The sequence below is a fragment of the Streptomyces fulvorobeus genome (genome assembly GCF_013167895.1).
Lineage (GTDB): Bacteria > Actinomycetota > Actinomycetes > Streptomycetales > Streptomycetaceae > Streptomyces > Streptomyces fulvorobeus.
The window spans coordinates 5,473,206-5,491,125 of the sequence record NZ_BLWC01000001.1 but is presented as its reverse complement, the minus strand read 5'-3'; the positions used below and the strand labels follow the sequence as shown (position 1 = coordinate 5,491,125).

Below are 17,920 nucleotides of genomic sequence, written 5' to 3'. Positions count from 1 at the left end.
TCGTGCGCCGGTGCGGACACTGAGCCCGGCGTCGGGGCCTACTGCCGCCCCGCCACGTGAACCGTCCTGGCCGAGAGCACGAACACGTCGTCGCGCCGGTACAGACCGGCCGGGTCCGCCGGGTCGAGCAACCGGTCCAGTACGGCGACGTCCTCGGCCGCCAGCCGATCGGCGAGCACCTCGCGCTGGCGTGCGAAGGTCTCCACGACGTGCTCCCGCGCGGGCGCGGGGAGCGGGGCCGGGAGGTCCAGCAGGAAGCTGCGGGTGCCCCGCGGTTCCAGTCCGGCCGCGCCGAACAGGGCGCTCCAGTCCTCGGTCTCCCGCTTGGCGTCCGGCAGGGCCGCCCGCATCTCCGCGAACCAGTCGGCCGAGGCCGCGTCGATACGGGCTTCGAGCCCGGCCCTGCCGATGCCGATGTCACGCGGCAGCTGGCGCGGGGGAAGCCCGCCCTCCACGAGGGCGACGGCGCCGCCGGGGCGCAGCAGTCCCGCGAAGCCCGCGAGGACAGCACGCTGGTCGCCCAGGTGGTGCAGGGAGTTGCCCGCCCAGATCAGGTCGGCCTCGCCCAGCCGACTCAGGCCGTCCGGGAGTTCGGCGTGCAGGGTTCGGACCCGGTCGCCCAGGCCGTGCCGCTCCGCGCGGGCCCGGGCGCGTTCCAGGAGGGCCGGGGTGCCGTCCACGGCGACGACCTCGGCTTCGGGGAACACCTCGGCGAGCAGGCAGGTGATGACGCCGGGGCCGCTGCCGATGTCCAGGACCCTGCGGACCCGCGGAGCGGTGGGCAGACCGGCGACCCAGCGGGCCGCTTCGCCGTACTGGCCGAGGCCGAGCTCGCCGTTCCTCTCCAGCATGGGCCCCATCACGTCCCAGTCGAACTCGCCCGCGTCGCCGCCGTGGCCATGAGCGGCGTGGCCGTGCCCCTGGGAATGTCCCTGGCTGCTGTGGTGTCCGTGCTCGGTGTGTCTGGTCATGGCGCCAGCCTGCATGGGAACCGGGCCCGCGGCGAGATTTCTTGGTGGTTCCGCAAACCATGTTCCCCTGCCGCGCCCCGCGCGACGGCGTGAGGCGCGCCCCGGGCCGGGAGCCGAGGGATTTCGGCGCGTACGGACGGGAGGCGGCCGGGGACGGCGCCCGGCGGGTGTGACAGCCGCCCGGCCCGCCGGTCAGGCGCGGCGGAAGGCCAGCAGCCGGTACGCCGGGTCGGGTCGGGGCCGGTCCGGTTCCGGAAGGCCGGTGAGCCGCATCGCGAGCCGTTCCGCCGCGTTCCCCGGCAGGGCGAGCCGTGAGGCGAACTTTCCCTGGCGTACGGCCCTGGCGGTGGTGAGCGGGGACCGGCCCTGCCCGTGGCCGGTGAAGCGGGCCTCCCCCACCCGTTCCAGCCCGCACCGCTCACCGTGGCCCGCGACGGTCTCCGCGGCGTCGGTCGGGTGCGAGGTGCGGTACGGGGCGAAGAGCTCGTCGATGTCGCTCCCCACGTCGTGGCCCGCGTCCTTGTCCACGGTGGTGACGAGGACCCCGCCGGGTCTCAGGACCCGCGCGGCTTCCGCCACCACGTCCCGTACGGCGTCGGCGGAGCTCAGCAGGTGCAGCAGCCAGATCGCGGTGATCGCGTCGACCGACGCGTCGGCCAGCGGCAGCCGCCGGGCGTCGGCGAGGGTCACCGTGTCGATCCGCTGGTGCGCCATCCGCGCCATTCCCGGCGAGTCGTCGGCGCCGATCACCCGGAGCCCGGGGCGGCCCAGCGCTATGCGCTCGCTCACGAGACCCGTACCGCAGCCGATGTCCAGCAGGGTGCGGGTGGTGGGCGGGATCAGGCCGAGGACGGCACTGGCCGCGGCCTCGGCGCGGGGCACTCCGCCGCGCGTGGTGTCGTAGACCGCTGCCTCGATGTTGTAGTCCAGCACATGAACGACTCTAGGACACCGGACTGACATCGCCCGGCAGGAAAGAGGCGCGCGTATTGCCGCCGCGTCGCCGGGGCCCATAACGTGCGTTTATGGAGCTGGAGTTACGCCATCTGCGGACCGTACGTGCCATCGCCGACACCGGAAGTCTCACCAAGGCCGCCGCCTCCCTCGGACTGGCGCAGCCCGCGCTCAGCGCCCAGCTGCGGCGGATCGAGAAGGCGCTCGGTGGTCCCCTGTTCGACCGGGACCACACAGGCGCACGGCCCACCCCGCTCGGTGAACTGGTGCTCGAACGGGCCAGGGTGGTGCTGCCGGCCGTGAGCGAACTCCAGGAGGAGGCCGTGCGGTTCGCCCACGCCCGGGGGACGATCGAGCGCTTCCGGCTCGGCGGGACGCACGGTCCGCTGCTCGGCGGGCTCGTCGACCGGCTGGCCGCCGCCCATCCCACGGCGCCGGTGTCCACGTACACCAGCTGGTCGGTGGCGGAGCTCGCCTCGCTGCTGATCGGGGGGCGGCTGGACTTCGCGCTGATCGGCACGTGCGGCGAGAGCCCGCCGCCCGAGCCCGACCGGCTCAGCTGGCGGGTGGTGGGCGTCGACCCGGTGTTCGTGATGCTCCCGGAGAGTCACCCCCTCGCGGGCCGGCCGGAGCTGGAGCTGTCCGCGCTGGCCGGGGAGTGCTGGGCGGACGTCCCCGGCGACGGCTGTTTCGCGGACTGCTTCGCCACCGCGTGCGCACGGGCCGGTTTCACCCCGGCGTCCGTGTACGAGACGGAAACCGCCTCCGTCGTCCATCTCGTGCAGGTGGGACGGGCGGTCGGACTGTGCCGGGCGACGTTCCCGCCGACACCGGGCCTGGTGACCCGGCCGATCACCGGTTCACCCCTGAGCTGGCGTCATCTGCTCGGCTGGCATCCGCGTTCACCGGACGCCGATCGCGCGGCCGGTGGGGTGAGCGGGCACGCCGGGGCGGCGTACGCGCAGGCGGTGGCACGCAGCGACAGCTACCCGGGGTGGCTCGCCGGACATCCCCGGTTCGGTGCCGCGTCCTGATCCGCGCCCTCCGGGGGCACAGGGCGCGGCAACGCCTTCACCGGGCGCCGTGCGAGGGAGCGACGGCCTCCACCCGTGCCGCCAGGGCCAGGTCCTTCTCCGTGACGGCGCCGCCCGCGGAGTGGGTGTGCACGGACAGCCCCACGGTGTCGTAACCGAGCGTGAGGTCCGAGTGATGGTCGAGCTCCTCCTGGATCTGCGCGACGTGCAGGGTCAGGGCAGCGGCGGCGAAGTGCGAGGGAAGGCGGTAGCCGCGGACGATCCTGCCCCCTTCGAACGTCCAGCCGGGCAGATCACCCAGCCGGGTCTCGATCTCCTCCTGCGACAGCGGCTCATCGGCCATGACACGGCTCCCTACGGTGACGGGCGGATCAACAGTGCCCGTGACGTTACGGTCCGCGCGCGACAGCTGCCGCGCGCAACGCGGCGACGGGCCCGGCCCCGGCTCCGTCACCGAGCGGGCCGCGGCGCATCCGCTGAGCTGTCAGCCGAGGGCGCCGGGCACCGCTTCGTCGGCGGACGGCCGGGACACCTGGGAGGACGGGGCGGACACGGCGTCCGGGGACAGCGGTACCTGGGGTCCCGACGCCTCGCGCAGCCAGCACGCCAGGACCCGGTGCACGGCCTCGGCGCCCCTCAGCACTCCCCTGGTCCCCGCGGCTTCGAGCGGATCGGTCAGCCCGGCGGGCCAGAGCAGGAACGGCCGCGACTGCTCCCCGCCCAGCCCTCCGTGCGAGCCGATCTGCTCCTCGAAGGCGTGCACGTTCCCCGTGCAGGGCTCGTACATCGAGTTGATCATGACGTCGGCGACGTGCGGGAAGGTGTCGGTACGCCGCACCGCGTCCGCCGCACCGGTACCGAACACCGCGAGCGGCCCTTCCCCGTCCACCAGCTCCGACACCGGGATCTCGTGACCGCCCCCCAGCACCACGGACCCGTGTTCCTCACTCCGTACGAGCAGGAAGCCGACCCCGGATGGCCGGCGAGCGTCCCCAACAGCGCGGGGTGGCGGAGGTCGATCTGTTCGCGCGAGGCGCGTCCCTCGATGTCCGGGAAGGACAGCAGCCCGAGGTTGCCCGAAGCGAGCACGACCGGGTCGGACGGCTTCGCGGGGTGCTCGGCCTCCCCGGCGACCGGCCTGTGCAGGGCCGTCCTGACCGCGTCACGGGCCTCCGAGCCGCTCCTCGAGCGCTGCGCCCGGCGCGGCACCGGCAGTCCGCACCCCGCCCGCACCAGGTCCTTCAGGGTCAGCCCGTACTTTCCGGCGAACGTCTCGCCGGGGCTCTGGCCGTGGTCGGAGAGCAGCACGATCCGGTAGGTGCGCGGGGCCTGTTCGGCGACCTTCGCGATGAGGGCGAGGGAGCGGTCGAGCCGTTCGAGCACCTTCCGCGCGTCGCGGCTGTGCGGACCCGAGTGGTGTGCGACCTCGTCGTAGGCGACGAGGTCGGCGTAGACGGCGGTGCGTCCGGCGAACATGTCGCCGATCACCGCGGCGACCACCACGTCACGTTCGACGACGGTGGCGAAGGCCCTGATGAAGGGGTAGAGACCGCCGCGCTTGATCCGGGGCGTCTCCTTCCGCAGCCGTGCGCGGGTCGACTGGCCGATCTCGCGGCCGACCTCGGCGACGAAGGAGAGCGCGGTCCGCACGGCGTTGGCGGGGTCGGAGAAGTACGCGAAGTACCCGGCGCGCGAGCGCCTCCCCTTACCGCGCCTGGCAGCCATCGACAGCACGAGGGCGAGCTGGTCGGCTCCGCCGCCGAAGAGGTTGCCGCGGCTCGCTCCGTCGACGGTGAGCAGACCCCCGTCGCGGGTACGGGCGATGGCGCGGCGCTGGAGTTCGAGCGCGCTCGCCGGCCTGCTGGAGACCATGACGGTGCCGGTCTCCTTCTCGTACCACCTGAACGCGGGTACGTCGTGGTTGCTGCCGTGCAGGATGGCCAGCTGGCTGGCGCCCGTCTGGCTCGACCAGTCCGTGTGCCACGGCATCAGCCGGTGGCCCGTCTCACCGGCCAGCCAGCGGCCGACGGTCGGCATCAGCCCGTCGGCCGCCGCGTTCCTCAGCACGTCGTGGCCGACCCCGTCGAGCTGGATGAAGACCGTGCCCGGCGGGCCGCCCCGGCCGCCGTCCGCGGTGCCCTGCGTGCCCCGGCGGCGCCTGCGCCGGTCGGCGAGCCGGGAGAACCGGCGCCGGTAGGCGTCGTCGTCGCGGACGGCGAGTGCGGTGGAGGTCGCGGAGGCCACGGCCGACATCACCGCGGCGACGACGACCGCCGTCTCCGGGTCGGCGGCGCCGCGCCCGTCCGGGATGAGGCGCAGCGCGATCAGCAGGAGCGAACCGTTGAGGAAGAAGACCAGGGCGCCGAGGACCAGTGCCGGCACGACGAGGAGCGCGCGTACGAGCACGGGCCAGACCAGCGCGGAGAGCAGACCGAACGCTCCCGCGCCCCAGGCGGCGGTGAACGCCGTCTTGGTGACGCTGTCGCCGATGTCAGCCTGCAGCTGGAACTCCGGCAGGAGGCCGGCGAGCGCGAGCATCGTCAGGCTGGACACCGCCCAGACGGCCAGCACCCGCATCAGGGCTCTGCCCGTCGTACGCCATCGCGCGTCTCTCACGCCGTCCACCTCAGGTCAGGGCCCGGCGTGTCGTCACGGGGCCCGCGACCAGCTTTTCACAGCGGGCCCGGCGGGCCCCGGGACGGGCGGCCCGAGCCGTCGCGTGCCCGGCCACCCCCTAGGCTCAAGGGATACGAGCGAGGAGGGGAGGCGTACCGGTGGAGATCACTTGGTGGGGTCATGCCACGTGCACGATCGAGGACTCGGGGGTGCGGGTGCTGACCGATCCCCTCTTCGCACGGCGCTTCGCGCATCTGCGCCGCCGCCGCGGTGCGGTGCCCCCGCCCGAGGCGGCCTCCGCCGAGCTGGTGCTCGTCTCGCATCTGCACTCCGACCACCTGCACCTTCCGTCGCTGGCGCGGCTGGCCCCGGGCAGCCGGCTGCTCGTGCCCACCGGGGCGGTCCGTGCCGTGCCGGGGCTGCGGACGCTGCGCAGGACGCGGGGTCTGCACATCACCGAGGTCGACGCGGGGGACGAGGTGAAGGCGGGCCGCCTGCGGGTGCGGGCGGTGCCCGCCCGGCACGACGGGCGCCGGCTGCCCGTCGGCCCGCACCGCTCGCCGGCGCTCGGGTACGTGGTCGAGGGCGAGGCGCGTACGTACTTCGCCGGGGACACCGGCCTCTTCGACGGCATGGCCGAGGTGGTCGGCCCGGTCGACGTGGCGCTGCTGCCGGTCGGCGGCTGGGGCCCCGGGCTGGGGCACAACCACCTGGACGCGGCCCGCGCCGCCGAGGCGCTGACCCGGCTCGGGCCGCGCTCGGCCGTCCCGGTCCACTACGGCACGTACTGGCCGATCGGAATGGACGGCGTCCGGCCGCACGAGTTCCACGCGCCGGGCGAGGAGTTCGTGCGGCAGGCCGCGCGGCTCGCCCCCGGGGTGGCGGTGCACCGGCTGGAGCACGGTGAGTGTGTGCGGCCGGAGACCGCGTGGTGATCGCCGAGGTGGTGCGGCAGCTGCCGGACGAGTCGGCGCAGCATGTCGTCGGCTATCCGTCGCTGTTTCTTCTGGTGGCACTGGGCTCCCTGGTACCGGTGGTGCCGACGGGGGCGCTGGTGAGTACGGCGGCGGTGGTGGCGTTCCACCAGGCGTCCCCGTTCGCGCTGCTCGTGGTCTTCGGGATCGCGTCGGCCGCCGCCTTCCTCGGCGACATCTGCCTCTACTGGCTGGGGCAGCGCGGGGTGCGCTCCAGGAACGGCTCGAAGTGGCTGCGGGCCCTCACCGACAGGGCGGCTCCGGAACGGCTGGCCCAGGCGCAGGAGAAGCTGGACGAACACGGCGGGACGCTACTGGTGCTCTCCCGGCTGGTCCCGGCGGGCCGGATTCCCGTGATGCTGGCGTGTCTGCTCGGCCGGATGCCGCTGCGCACGTTCGCCCGCGGGGACGTCCCGGCGTGTCTGGCCTGGGCGGCGACGTACCAGCTGATCGGGATCGTGGGCGGGTCCCTCTTCCCCGAGCCGTGGCAGGGCGTGGTCGCCGCGGTGGTCCTGACCCTCCTGATCAGTGCGGCACCCGCGGCGTGGCGGAGGGTGCGGACGTGGTTCGGGCGTGGGACCGGCGACGCCGCGGGTCAGTGAGCGACCACCCGCGAGCCACCGATCGGCACGTCCCAGAGCCGGTCCCGCGGGTGCCCGGCCCGCTGCCACTCGGTGCGGAGCCGGCGGAGCGGTTCGAGGACCGGTTCGGCCGAGAGCAGGAACGTCGCCCAGTGCATCGGCGCCATCGCCGCGGCCCCGAGGTCCTCGTACGCGCGCACGGCGTCCTCCGGGTCGGTGTGCACGTCGCGGAGCCACCAGCGCGGTTCGTACGCCCCGATCGGCAGCATGGCCAGATCCAGGCCCGGGTAGCGGCGGCCGATCTCCTTGAACCAGTGCCCGTAGCCGGTGTCCCCCGCGAAGTAGATCCGCTGCCCCGTGCGCCGGTCCCCGAGCACCCAGCCGCCCCAGAGGGTCCGGCAGGTGTCCGTGAGGGTCCGCCTGGACCAGTGGTGCGAGGGCACGAAGTCGAACCGGACCCCGGCCAGCTCCGCCGACTCCCACCAGTCCAGCTCGGTGACGCACGTGAAGCGGCGGCGCCTGCACCAGCGGCCGAGACCCGCGGGTACGAACAGCGGGGTCTGCCGGGGCAGCCTGCGCAGGGTGGGGGCGTCGAGGTGGTCGTAGTGGTTGTGGCTGATGACGACCGCGTCCACGGGCGGAAGATCCTCCCAGCGGACCCCTACGGGGGTGATCCTCGCCGGGGTCCCGAGCAGGCGGCGGGACCACACCGGGTCGGTGAGGACCGTGAGCCCTCCGACGCGCACGATCCAGCTGGCGTGCCCGGCCCAGGTCACCGCGCTCGTACCGCTGTCCGCCACGGGCAGCGGAGCGGGGGCGAACGGCAGCCGGTGGACTCCCCGCAGCCCTTCGGCGCTGGGCCGCATGGCACGTTCCCGGGCCAGCCGCGTCATGCCCGCGATGCCGGGCAGGGGCGTGGTGAGGCGGTCGGCGAAGGTACGGGGCCAGACACGGACCTCGCCCAGCGGGCGCAGCGCGGCCGCGCCGGCCGGCGCGGTGGTCCGGGCCCTGCCCGTGGGTCGCTGCGTCTGTTCCGTCATCGCGCGGCTCCTTCACCGGAGTTCGTCGAGGGCGCTCGCGAACATGGTCAGCGCCTCGGCGACGTGCGGCAATTTCAAGGGCTCCGCAGCGGTGAGGGACGCCGTCTCCTCCTGCGGGGTCGACCCGAGCAGCGGCCCCGTGCCCAGCCGCGCCCGCAGCGCGCCCAGTTCGTCCCCGAACCTGTGCCCGCCGGGCGTCGGGGCGCCGAGGCGGTCGGTCAGGTACTCCTCCAGCTCCATGGAGTCCGTCACCCCCCGCGCCGCCAGCCGCGAGCGGAGCGGGCCGAGGTCCGCGTACAGGTGACGGCCCGCCTGCGGGGGCCTGGCCAGGGCGCCTGCCGTGAGCACGGCGCGGTGCACGGCGGTGGCGACGACCGCGTGGACGTCGGCGGCCTGCCGCATCCTGAGGGTGACGGCCTGCGGCTCGCGCAGCGCGTGGGCGGCGGCCGGGGCGACGGGTCCGGCGACGAGGGCGCCGAGCGCGGTGAGGACGTCGAGCGTGCGGGCCCGGCACGCGGCGGCCCGCGCGGTGGCCGGGAACCGGGCGACCGCGACCGGCCAGCCGGCCGGGGTCAGGGCGCCGGCCAGGTCACTGAGCACGGTGACGTCGTCGGGGCACATCTCGGCCGGGCTGAGCAGGACCGTGTCGTGCGGCCGGTGCAGCGTGTCGCGCCAGGTCTCGTCGCTGACGATGTGCAGCCCTTCGGCGACCGCCGCCTCGCACGCCTCGCGGACGAGCTCGGGCGGGGCGACGGTGGCCGTCGGGTCGTCCACCACGGACAGCAGCAGGAGCCGGGGGGTGCCGCCCTCGGCGCGCACCCTGCGGACGGTTTCGAGCAGGGCGTACGGATCAGGGACGCCGCCGCACTCCGCGGGGGTCGGCACGTGGTAGGCGGGCCTGCCGAGAAGGCGTGCCTGCGGCGTCCAGGAGGCGGGGCAGGGGCGCGGCATGAGGACGTCGCCGCCGTGCGCCGCGATCAGCGCCAGCAGCAGGGGCTGGGCGCCGGGCGCGGCGGCGACGGCGTCCGGCTCGGTGTGCAGACCTCGGCGCGCCCAGTAGGCACCGGCCGCCTCGCGCAGGACGCGGCCTCCGCCGGGCGGCTCGGGGTGGGTACGGCCGGCGGCGGCGGCGAGCACGGCGGCGAGCTCCGGCAGCACGGGGAGGCCGGGGTCGGGGGCGGGGGGACCGTACCGGACGGGGCCGTGGTCCTCCCGCCGGTCGTGCGCGCTCCGCTGCATCGGGCCTCCTCCGCCGCCGGTCCCTGTATCGCCCTCACGGCCCTTTATACGGAGGTTTCCTTCCAGCCGCCCGCGCACGCGTCGCCTGCCGGTGGCGCGGCTGTGCGCGTCCGTGTCCAGGTGAGCGGGGCGGTGGCCGAGCGAGGCTACCTGCGGGCGGGCGGTCAGAGGCGCCGGCAGCCGGACCGGCAGGCGATCGAGGACGGAGACCTCAGCCCGCGAACGCCGTGCCCGGCAGCCCGAGCCCCACGTCCGGGAGGACCAGCAACGACCCGGAGAGCGGATGCGGCGCCGCCAGCCCCGTGCGGGCCGTCGACACATACAGGTCACGCAGCCCGGGCCCGCCGAACGCGCAGGCGGTCGGCCGGCGCACCGGCAGGGCGTACGTCCGGTCCAGCCGCCCGTCGGGCGCGTACCGCCGGACCGCCGCCCCGTCCCAGAGGGCGACCCACACACCCCCCTCGGCGTCGACGGTCAGACCGTCCGGCACACCGGCCCCCGCCTCGATCCGGGCGAACGGGCGCCGGCGCACGGCCCGCTCCCCGAGGAAGTCCAGGACGTCGACGCGTCCCGTGGCCGAGTCGATGTAGTACATGAGCTGCCCGTCCGGGCTCCACCCCGTGCCGTTGCTGCACGCGACGACGCCCAGCGCGTCCCTCGCCGTGCCGTCCCCCGTGACCCGCCGCAGCTCTCCGCCGACCTCGTCCTCGTCGTAGCGCATGGTGCCCGCCCACAGCGCCCCGTCCGGCGCCACGGCCGCGTCGTTGCCCCGCCGCCCCGGTACGGGGTCGTGGACCAGCCAGGAGAAGGCACCCGCGGTGTCGTACAGCCCGATGCCGTCGCGCAGGTTCACCACGAGCCCGCCACCGGCGCGCGGCTTGGCCGCCCCCACGTGCTGCCCGGTCGCCATGACCGTGCGCCGGCCGGTGCCGGGGTCGTACGTGTGGACACGCGAGCCGAGTATGTCGACCCAGATCAGCCGGCCTGCCGCCGCGTCCCAGGTGGGTCCTTCGCCGAGCTCCGCCTGCTCGCGTACCGCTGTCTCGACGGTGTACGTCACGCCTCCCCCTTGTGGTGCCCGAGCCGCGCGGACAGCGCGTCGGCGCCCTTCGCCGCAAGCCGGGCCAGCTCCGCCTCGCGCTCCTCGCTCCAGCGGATCATCGGGACGGAGATGGAGAGCGCGGCGACGACACCGCCCGCCCGGTTGCGTACCGGGGCGGCCACGCAGCTCACGTCCGGGTTGGACTCGCGGTGCTCCACCGCGATGCCGCGCCTGCGGACGACGGCGAGCGCGGTGCGCAGCTCCGCGGCGTCGGTGAGGCTGTTCTCCGTCATCGCGACGAGTTCGCGGCCGTCGAGCCGGGCGTCGAGTTCGGCCTCGGGCAGCGCCGCGAGCAGAAGCTTGCCCACGGACGTGCAGTGCGCCGGCAGCTTGCGGCCGGCCGCCGAGACCATCCGGACGGCGTGCGTGGAGTCCACCTTGGCGATGTAGATGACCTCGGTGTCCTCCAGGATGGCCACGTGGACCGTCTCCCCGCAGCTCTCGGCGACCTCGCGGGCCACCTGCTGCCCCTCGGCGGCGAGGTCGAGCTGTTCGGCGTACCGGCTGCCGAGCTGGTACGTACGGACTCCGAGCCGGTAGCGGCCGGGCTGCTCCGGGACCGTCACCAGGTAGGAGCGGGCGGCGAGGGTGGTGAGCAGCTCGTGGACGGTGGTGCGCGGCAGCTGAAGCCTGCGTGTGACTTCGGGGGCCGAGAGGTTTCCGTCCCCCTGCAGGAAGAGTTCGAGTACATCCAGCGCCCGGGTCACCGCTGGGACGAGTCGTCCCATGTTCTCCCACCCCTTTCGTTTGTTCGACACTCCGGCCAATGACCGGAATCACGAACGCAGGCTAACGTCAGCCGACTTGCCGGGGCAACGGCGAGGACCGGGGGCGGCGCCGGGATCATGGGTGGTGCGCAGGGGTTCGTAGGAGTTCGCGGTGTTTCGCGCATCCGGTATCACCCTGTGCGCGCCTCTTGATTCGATACGGCCTGACAGGGTATTGGCTGTGCCATGCCGTCATCGAGAACCATCTCACCCCTTCGCTCGCCCGTCCGCCTGGCGGCCTGGCTACGGCAGTGCGATCTCACCCTGTTCGAGAGCGTGGCCGGCCGGCACTGGCCGGGCGCGGAGCCACTGCTGCCGCGGCTGAGCCGCAGTGCGAACCACGGGGTGCTGTGGTTCGGGGCCGCGGCCTGCATCGCGACGTTCGGCGGCAGCGCGCGGGCCCGCCGCGCCGCGCTGCGCGGAGTCGCCTCGCTGGCCGTCGCCTCGGCCACGATCAACACCGTGGGCAAGGGTGCCGTACGCAGGGAACGGCCGGTGCTCGACGCGGTTCCGGTGATACGGAGGCTGAAACAGCAGCCGTTCACCACGTCGTTCCCGTCCGGGCACGCGGCCTCCGCCGCCGCTTTCGCCACCGGTGTGGCCCTGGAGTCGAAGCGCTGGGGGGCGGTGGTCGCGCCTGTCGCGGCGGCGGTCATCGCCTCGCGGGTCTACACGGGGGTGCACTATCCGAGCGATGTGCTGGCCGGTGCGGCGCTCGGCGCCGGGGCCGCGTTCGCACTGCGCGGGGTCGTACCGACCCGGGGGCAGCTGCCCGCGCCCGGCAGACCACCGACTGAGGCACCTGTGCTGCCGACCGGACAGGGTCTGGTGCTCGTGGTCAACCGGGAGTCGGGGTCGGCGACGGCCGCCTCCGCTCTGATCAGGGACGCGCTGCCTCTGGCCGAACTGGTGGAGTGCGCGTCGGCCGATCTGTCCGGGGCCCTGGAGGACGCCGCCGAGCGGTGCGTGGCACTGGGGGTCTGCGGCGGTGACGGGACGATCAACCGGGCCGCCGCGGTCGCCGCGGCGCACGGGCTGCCGCTGGCGGTGTTCCCCGGGGGAACACTGAACCACTTCGCGTACGACCTGGGCATCGAGACGGTGCGGGACACCGCCGTCGCGCTCGCTTCGGGCAGCGCGGTCAGGGTGGACCTGGGGCGCATCCGGCCCGGGCCCGAGGGACCGGACGGACCCGACGGCTGTTTCGTCAACGCGTTCAGCCTCGGCGTCTACCCGGAGCTCGTACGGACCCGGGAGCACTGGGCGCCGCGCATCGGAGGCTGGCCGGCGGGCGTCCTCGCGGCGTTCGAGGCGCTGCGCGGCAAGAGCCCGCTGGAAGCGGAACTCCAGGGCCGCAGGCGGCGATTGTGGCTGGTGTTCGTCGGCAACGGCATGTTCCAGCGGATGGGCCCGATGCCGGGCCGCCGGCACAACCTGGCGGACGGCCTGCTGGACGTACGGGTGGTGCACGGTGGCCGCACTCCGGGGCTCCGGCTCCTGGCGGCGGCGGTCGCCGGACCGCTGACCCGGTCGCCCGTCCACGCGGCGGTCCGCAGGCGGCGCGTCCGGCTCTCCGGTCTCGCGCCGGGCACGCCGTACGCGTACGACGGTGAAGTGGCCCGGTCCGGGACGGAGTTGATGATCGACAAGTTGCCGGAGGCGCTCACGGTCTACTGCCCGATGACCGCCGCCTGACCACATGGCGAGATGGGGATCTCATTATTCGACATGGCGACGTACCGTCTTCCCACCTGCTGTCGCAGGCGTTTCGGAGAGAGGACGTGCGGTCATGTCGAAGGAGCCGGCCGTGTACACCCACGGCCACCACGAGTCCGTGCTGCGCTCGCACCGCTGGCGGACCGCGCTCAACTCGGCCTCCTACCTGATCGGTGAACTCCGCCCGGGTATGGCGGTGCTGGACGTCGGATGCGGCCCGGGCACCATCACGGCGGATCTGGCCGCCCTGGTCGCGCCCGGCCAGGTGACCGCGGTCGACACGGCGGACGACATCCTCGGGCAGGCCGCCGAGGTGGCCGCCGAACGCGGCCTGCACAACATCGAGTTCAGGTCGGCCGATGTGCACGCCCTGGACTTCCCCGACGACTTCTTCGACGTCGTGCACGCCCACCAGGTCCTCCAGCACGTCGGCGATCCCGTCCGGGCACTGAGCGAGATGCGGCGGGTGTGCAGGCCCGGAGGCGTCGTGGCGGCGCGGGACAGCGACTACGCCGCGATGACCTGGTTCCCCGAGGTCGAGGGCCTGGCGCAGTGGCAGGAGCTGTACGGGCGGGTGGCCCGGGGCAACGGCGGCGAGCCCGACGCGGGACGGCGACTGCTCTCCTGGGCCCGGAAGGCCGGCTTCACCGACATCACCCCGACCGCCGCCGCCTGGTGCTTCGCCACCCCGGAGAGCCGCGCCTGGTGGAGCGGCCTGTGGGCCGACCGTACGACGGACTCGGTGTACGCGAAGCTGACGGTGGGGGGCGGCCACGCGAGCGCCGGACAGCTGACGGCGATCGCCGCCGCGTGGCGCACCTGGGGCGAGCAGGGCGACGGGTGGTTCATGGTGCCCCACGGCGAGATCCTCTGCCGGGCCTGAGGGCCCGGCCGCGCGGGAATCGATCACATCAGGCGGGGCGGCCAACTACCCTCGTGGGCATGGAAATCCTCGGAACCACGCTGCGAGTCTGCGTCGACGACCTGGACGCGGCGGCGGCCTTCTACGAGGGCCTCACGGGCGCCCCTGCGCTGCGCTTCGAGCGTGGCGGGGTCTCGGTGGCCGCGATCGGCTGCTTTCTCCTGATGAGCGGCCCGGAGTCGGAGCTGGAGGTGCTGCGCAAGGTCTCGGCGACGATCGCGGTCAAGGACGTCGACGCGGCCCACGCGGCCCTGACCCGGGCCGGCGCCCGGATCGTCGCCGGCCCGGTGCCGACCCCCGCCGGACGCAACCTGATCGCACTGCACCCCGACGGCTCGGTCTTCGAGTACGTGGACCGCAATCCGGTCGCCTGACGGCCTCAGCCGAAGGCCCCGTTCACCCGGATGGATCATGTGACTCCTGGGAACGGCAGCGGGCGCTCAGCGCTGAGTGACAACGGCTTGTGACATCGAATTCTCCGGAAAGCTCGTTCATGAGAATGGCTTTACCGCGTCAACCCCTGAGTACATCGCGCTGGATCTGGTGAGCGACAGCGCGGCGCACCGACGCTGATGCGGTGGCGGTGACCTTCGAGGGAAGGTCAAGACCGCGGCTGATCTCGTCATACGCGGCCTGGTGCCCCCGGACAGCTCTGCCCGGCGCAGTCTCAGGTCCTCCTCGACGAGACGCCGCAGCTCGTCGATATTCCGGGGCGTGAAACGCTTCTTGCCCCGGGTGAGCGCGTTGACGTAGCGGGTACAGTGCGCGGCTTCGTCGAGAGTCTCAGAGATCTCCTCAGCGAGGCCCCACAGCCGGCCTTCAAGCCAGGGGATGTCGCGCTGATCGAGGGACACCTCCATCGGGGTCCGCAGCTCATCGGTCCTGTGCTTCGCCATCTGTTTGGAGACGGCGGGCTGGCTCATGTCGGTGAGCTGCGCGATGCGTTCCTGCGTCCAGCCGAAGCCTGCGAACACCTTGATCATTTCGGCGCGCAGCTTGCGCATCTCCTCGCCCGCACGGATGACCTCGTTCATGCCGGCGAGTATCCGCTCGGCTTGTTCCTCGGTCAGTACCTCGGGGATCCGTTGCGTGCTCTCTCCGTCTGCCACCACCCGGTTATACACCAGAGCACGTCTTTCATAACCTGGTTGTACTACCAGGTTATGGCTGACAGGATCCGTCTCATGCCCACCTTCCCCGCGCCTGACGGCACCCAGCTCTCATACCGCGTGATCAGTGAGGGCGACCCAGTCGTCTGCATCCCGGGAGGCCCTACCGACTCCGTCTACCTCGGCGACCTCGGCGGCCTGTCCGCATACCGCCAGCTGATCGTCCTGGACCTTCGCGGCACCGGCCGGTCCGCGAGTCCCCAGGACACCTCCTCCTACCGCTGCGATCGCCTGGTCGACGATGTCGAGGCGCTGCGCGGGCACCTCGGCCTTCCGCGGATGGATCTGCTCGGCCACTCCGCCGGCACGAACATCGCGACGCAGTACGCGGCTCGGCACCCGGAGAAGGTCAGCAAGCTCGCCCTCATCGGTCCCAGTCCCCGAGCTGTCGACGTAGCGATCACGGGAGGGACTCGGCGCGAGCTCGCGCAGCTCCGGATGAACGAGCCGTGGTTCCCGGCAGCGTTCGCCGCCCTGCAAGCGATCACTGAGGGCACGGGCAGCGACTGGGAAGCCATCGCGCCCTTCTTCTGGGGCCGGTGGGACGCCACGGCGCAGAAGCACCACGCAGCCAGCCGGCCGAGCAACCAGGAAGCTGTCACTCTCTTTGCGGCCGAGGGCGCCTTCACCCCGAAGAGCACGCGTGCGGCACTCGCCTCCTGCGAGGCTCCCGTTCTGCTGCTCACCGGAGAGTTCGATATGAACAGCCCGCCTGTGGCCGCGGCCGAGTTCGCGGAAGCGTTCCCTGATGCCACGCTCGCGGTGCAGCCGGGAGCAGGCCACTATCCGTGGCTCGACGACGCCGACTGGTTCGTGACGACCATGACGGCATTCCTCCGCAGATGAGGTGCCTCGAGTTCGACTCCCGCTCACGACCACGCCGTTTCCTGGCTCGCCTCCGAAGCCGGAACCGGGGCAGCCGGAGCCGTCGCCGGCCAGGGCGGCGCTCAGACCTCACCCATCCAGGCGGAGACCATCGCGACCGGCGGCGAGGGTGGCGACGGCGGGAGCGGCGGCGGCGCCGGCGGGAGCGCCCGCGCTCCTGCCAAGACCACCGCCGAGCCCGCCACTTCCCCATGGATCTCCGAGTACACGTACCACTCCGGCACCCAGCTCACGCGGCGCGGCGACAAGGGGCGGGGTGTCGACGGCCAGGTGGGTCCCCATACCTGGGGAGCACTGCGCGGTTCGACATGACCTCGCTTCGCGGCACGACGACAACGGCCGTCGGCCGAGCCCATCGGGTCACAGCAGGCAGTAGCCGCTCTGCGACGGCCCCACGGCGTTCACCTGGCCGACCCCGGTTTGCGTCCGGCCGGGTCCGAGCGGGTAGCTCAGGCTGCCGATCACGCAGTACGTCACGCTCGTGGCGTTGGTGACTTCCGCGACCGTGAGCGCGGGAGAGAACTTGGCCGTGTCTCCTTCCTTCACCAGCACGGGCTGGCCACTGCCGAACTGGGGCAGGAGACATACGTACCCCCTGGGGCAGGCGACGGCCGCCGCGCCCGCCTCGGCCGCGGCGGCGCTCCCGACAGCAGCCGTACCGAGTGTTACGGCCAACACCGCGCAGACGGCGGCGAATCGTTGTGTTCTGCTCCGCATGACTGGACCTCCACGGACCGGTTGAGAGAGCTGACAGGCGGGCTCATCCTTGCAGCGGAGGGAGGGACTCTGTACCCGGATATGCGCCATTCCGCCGCGCGCCGGGGTTCGGTGCGCACTCGCGCGACGACGTGAGGTCAACGGGAGGCCCGGGTTGCGGCCCGCAGGACGGACGCTCCCGCCGGTGTGAGGGTGTGCAGCACGGTCGGGCCGTTCCGGATGGTGGTGATGAGGCCCGCGTCGCGCAACGCGGTGGCGTGTCTGCTGGCGGAGGACGCCGAGACGCCTGCGGCACGGGCGATCTCGCCGGTCGTGGCGCCGGCGGACGCGGCGTACAGAGCGATCGCCCGGGCGCGCCCGAGCAGGGTGGTCAGGGACTGTCCGGGAGCCCCGGCGCCCACGGAGTTGTCCGTGGCGTATCCGGCGTCCGGCTCGTGGAGCAGTGAGTACCAGAGCACGGGCGGCAGTTCCGGGTCGGCGAAGGCGACCGGCTCAGCCCAGTTGAAGTACGAAGGGACGAGCGTGAGCCCACGGCCGTTCAGATACAGGTCCCGGTCCTCGGTCTGCCTGGGGTAGATCACCTCCAGGACGGGAGGACGCCAGCGCAGCATGGGCCCGAGTCCCGAGAGCATGCCCTCGACTCCGCCGGCCAGGAAACCACGGGCGCGCGCCGCCCGCTCGGCCTCGATCCGGGCCTGCGCCTGCTCCTCGTGAGGGGCGACAACCGTCTCGTAGTACGCGCGCACCATCACCACCAGCTCCTTGCGCGCTTCCAGCCGGGCCAGCTGCCCGCCCCACGAAGGCGCTCCGACGGTCCGGTTGAGGAGGGCCATCTCCTTCAGGACCCGTTGCGGAGATGTGGCCAGAATCAACTCCAGTCCCGCATCCAAGTCACCCACGGCACCGGCCGGAGTCAGAAAGTCCGGAAAATACGCGGCCCTTGGATACAAGGGCAGGAAGACACTCCGCAGGACACGCTCCAGCCCTTTCTCCCGCAGCTGATGCCGTGTCGTGCGATACCACCCGACGTACGCCCACCGCCCCTTACGCGACTGCAGTCGGTGGAGACTCGCGGCGACTTCCCAGAGCGGATCGAGAGCGGCGGCGAGCCTGGTTCTGGCCAGGTCCGCGTCACGGAAATGAATGCGGAGCATGTCGTTCTCCCTCGTTGAGCACGGCTTTTGCTCTACAGCGCAACAGCATTGGTTCAACACGGTCAGCTGGGCGATCGTA

At 73.0% G+C, this 17,920-nt stretch carries 17 protein-coding genes and 1 pseudogene; 7 read left to right on the top strand and 11 right to left on the bottom strand.

Annotated features, from left to right (window positions below; genetic code table 11):
- Positions 1 to 38 precede the first annotated feature (38 nt).
- Both Sfulv_RS24690 and Sfulv_RS24685 read right to left on the bottom strand, forming a co-directional pair.
- On the bottom strand, positions 39 to 971 hold the full coding sequence (locus Sfulv_RS24690; protein ID WP_173316698.1) for a class I SAM-dependent methyltransferase: 933 nt from the start codon (positions 969 to 971) through the stop codon (positions 39 to 41).
- Positions 972 to 1,163: 192 nt separating this feature from the next.
- Complete coding sequence (locus Sfulv_RS24685; protein WP_173316697.1) at positions 1,164 to 1,904, bottom strand: class I SAM-dependent methyltransferase; 741 nt, start codon at positions 1,902 to 1,904, stop codon at positions 1,164 to 1,166.
- A 92-nt stretch (positions 1,905 to 1,996) separates the two neighbouring features.
- Here Sfulv_RS24685 and Sfulv_RS24680 point away from each other — a divergent pair, with 92 nt between their 5' ends.
- Positions 1,997 to 2,959 carry a LysR family transcriptional regulator gene (locus tag Sfulv_RS24680; protein WP_173316696.1) on the top strand — a complete coding sequence of 321 codons (963 nt, stop codon included), beginning with the start codon at positions 1,997 to 1,999 and terminating at the stop codon, positions 2,957 to 2,959.
- 37 nt (positions 2,960 to 2,996) lie between these two features.
- On the opposite strand, the gene Sfulv_RS24675 is transcribed toward Sfulv_RS24680, so the two are convergent.
- On the bottom strand, positions 2,997 to 3,302 hold the full coding sequence (locus tag Sfulv_RS24675) for a 4a-hydroxytetrahydrobiopterin dehydratase (RefSeq protein ID WP_173316695.1): 306 nt from the start codon (positions 3,300 to 3,302) through the stop codon (positions 2,997 to 2,999).
- A 141-nt stretch (positions 3,303 to 3,443) separates the two neighbouring features.
- A pseudogene (locus Sfulv_RS24670) lies at positions 3,444 to 5,536 on the bottom strand (phage holin family protein).
- 197 nt (positions 5,537 to 5,733) lie between these two features.
- On the opposite strand from Sfulv_RS24670, the gene Sfulv_RS24665 reads away from it, so the two are divergent.
- Positions 5,734 to 6,510, top strand: a complete 777-nt coding sequence (locus Sfulv_RS24665; protein ID WP_173316694.1) for an MBL fold metallo-hydrolase — start codon at positions 5,734 to 5,736, stop codon at positions 6,508 to 6,510.
- Entirely contained in the window at positions 6,507 to 7,151 is a 645-nt protein-coding gene (locus Sfulv_RS24660; protein WP_371874729.1) for a DedA family protein, read from the top strand. The genes Sfulv_RS24665 and Sfulv_RS24660 overlap by 4 nt, the downstream gene beginning before the upstream one ends.
- Here the strand turns inward: Sfulv_RS24660 and Sfulv_RS24655 are convergent.
- From Sfulv_RS24655 to Sfulv_RS24640, 4 genes are all read right to left on the bottom strand, one after another.
- Positions 7,145 to 8,170 (bottom strand): MBL fold metallo-hydrolase, encoded by a 1,026-nt coding sequence (locus Sfulv_RS24655; RefSeq protein WP_173316692.1) that lies wholly within the window; start codon positions 8,168 to 8,170, stop codon positions 7,145 to 7,147. The genes Sfulv_RS24660 and Sfulv_RS24655 overlap by 7 nt on opposite strands.
- Positions 8,171 to 8,182: 12 nt before the next feature.
- Positions 8,183 to 9,409 carry an aminotransferase class I/II-fold pyridoxal phosphate-dependent enzyme gene (locus Sfulv_RS24650; protein WP_173316691.1) on the bottom strand — a complete coding sequence of 409 codons (1,227 nt, stop codon included), beginning with the start codon at positions 9,407 to 9,409 and terminating at the stop codon, positions 8,183 to 8,185.
- Positions 9,410 to 9,620: 211 nt separating this feature from the next.
- Positions 9,621 to 10,469, bottom strand: coding sequence for an SMP-30/gluconolactonase/LRE family protein (locus tag Sfulv_RS24645; RefSeq protein WP_173316690.1), 849 nt, complete (start codon positions 10,467 to 10,469; stop codon positions 9,621 to 9,623).
- Positions 10,466 to 11,239: an IclR family transcriptional regulator gene (locus Sfulv_RS24640; RefSeq protein ID WP_173316689.1), complete on the bottom strand. Its 774-nt coding sequence runs from the start codon at positions 11,237 to 11,239 to the stop codon at positions 10,466 to 10,468. The genes Sfulv_RS24645 and Sfulv_RS24640 overlap by 4 nt, the downstream gene beginning before the upstream one ends.
- A gap of 225 nt (positions 11,240 to 11,464) precedes the next feature.
- Between Sfulv_RS24640 and Sfulv_RS24635 the strand changes: the two genes are divergently transcribed.
- From Sfulv_RS24635 to Sfulv_RS24625, 3 genes are all read left to right on the top strand, one after another.
- On the top strand, positions 11,465 to 12,973 hold the full coding sequence (locus tag Sfulv_RS24635) for a bifunctional phosphatase PAP2/diacylglycerol kinase family protein (RefSeq protein WP_173316688.1): 1,509 nt from the start codon (positions 11,465 to 11,467) through the stop codon (positions 12,971 to 12,973).
- 94 nt (positions 12,974 to 13,067) lie between these two features.
- Positions 13,068 to 13,877: a class I SAM-dependent methyltransferase gene (locus Sfulv_RS24630; RefSeq protein WP_173316687.1), complete on the top strand. Its 810-nt coding sequence runs from the start codon at positions 13,068 to 13,070 to the stop codon at positions 13,875 to 13,877.
- 59 nt (positions 13,878 to 13,936) lie between these two features.
- A complete protein-coding gene (locus Sfulv_RS24625) occupies positions 13,937 to 14,290 on the top strand; it encodes a VOC family protein (protein ID WP_173316686.1) in 354 nt (117 codons plus the stop codon).
- A gap of 117 nt (positions 14,291 to 14,407) precedes the next feature.
- Here the strand turns inward: Sfulv_RS24625 and Sfulv_RS24620 are convergent, their stop codons facing one another.
- On the bottom strand, positions 14,408 to 15,025 hold the full coding sequence (locus Sfulv_RS24620) for a sigma-70 family RNA polymerase sigma factor (protein ID WP_256669095.1): 618 nt from the start codon (positions 15,023 to 15,025) through the stop codon (positions 14,408 to 14,410).
- A gap of 75 nt (positions 15,026 to 15,100) precedes the next feature.
- On the opposite strand from Sfulv_RS24620, the gene Sfulv_RS24615 reads away from it, so the two are divergent.
- The gene (locus tag Sfulv_RS24615; protein ID WP_173316685.1) at positions 15,101 to 15,931 is read left to right on the top strand and encodes an alpha/beta fold hydrolase; all 831 of its coding nucleotides are present in this window, start codon (positions 15,101 to 15,103) and stop codon (positions 15,929 to 15,931) included.
- A gap of 399 nt (positions 15,932 to 16,330) precedes the next feature.
- On the opposite strand, the gene Sfulv_RS24610 is transcribed toward Sfulv_RS24615, so the two are convergent.
- Together Sfulv_RS24610 and Sfulv_RS24605 are read right to left on the bottom strand one after the other, a co-directional pair.
- Positions 16,331 to 16,687, bottom strand: a complete 357-nt coding sequence (locus tag Sfulv_RS24610) for a hypothetical protein (RefSeq protein ID WP_173316684.1) — start codon at positions 16,685 to 16,687, stop codon at positions 16,331 to 16,333.
- Between the two features lie 137 nt (positions 16,688 to 16,824).
- Positions 16,825 to 17,841 carry a helix-turn-helix domain-containing protein gene (locus tag Sfulv_RS24605; protein ID WP_173316683.1) on the bottom strand — a complete coding sequence of 339 codons (1,017 nt, stop codon included), beginning with the start codon at positions 17,839 to 17,841 and terminating at the stop codon, positions 16,825 to 16,827.
- Between the last annotated feature and the right edge of the window lie 79 nt (positions 17,842 to 17,920).

Bases quoted from the DNA above. Each gene is read 5' to 3' on its own strand.
- Sfulv_RS24650 (WP_173316691.1), bottom strand. From the start codon at position 9,409: ATGCAGCGGAGCGCGCACGACCGGCGGGAGGACCACGGCCCCGTCCGG.
- Sfulv_RS24635 (WP_173316688.1), top strand. From the start codon at position 11,465: ATGCCGTCATCGAGAACCATCTCACCCCTTCGCTCGCCCGTCCGCCTG.
- Sfulv_RS24655 (WP_173316692.1), bottom strand. From the start codon at position 8,170: ATGACGGAACAGACGCAGCGACCCACGGGCAGGGCCCGGACCACCGCG.
- Sfulv_RS24675 (WP_173316695.1), bottom strand. From the start codon at position 3,302: ATGGCCGATGAGCCGCTGTCGCAGGAGGAGATCGAGACCCGGCTGGGT.
- Sfulv_RS24640 (WP_173316689.1), bottom strand. From the start codon at position 11,239: ATGGGACGACTCGTCCCAGCGGTGACCCGGGCGCTGGATGTACTCGAA.
- Sfulv_RS24625 (WP_173316686.1), top strand. From the start codon at position 13,937: ATGGAAATCCTCGGAACCACGCTGCGAGTCTGCGTCGACGACCTGGAC.
- Sfulv_RS24610 (WP_173316684.1), bottom strand. From the start codon at position 16,687: ATGCGGAGCAGAACACAACGATTCGCCGCCGTCTGCGCGGTGTTGGCC.
- Sfulv_RS24630 (WP_173316687.1), top strand. From the start codon at position 13,068: ATGTCGAAGGAGCCGGCCGTGTACACCCACGGCCACCACGAGTCCGTG.
- Sfulv_RS24615 (WP_173316685.1), top strand. From the start codon at position 15,101: ATGCCCACCTTCCCCGCGCCTGACGGCACCCAGCTCTCATACCGCGTG.
- Sfulv_RS24605 (WP_173316683.1), bottom strand. From the start codon at position 17,841: ATGCTCCGCATTCATTTCCGTGACGCGGACCTGGCCAGAACCAGGCTC.
- Sfulv_RS24690 (WP_173316698.1), bottom strand. From the start codon at position 971: ATGACCAGACACACCGAGCACGGACACCACAGCAGCCAGGGACATTCC.
- Sfulv_RS24680 (WP_173316696.1), top strand. From the start codon at position 1,997: ATGGAGCTGGAGTTACGCCATCTGCGGACCGTACGTGCCATCGCCGAC.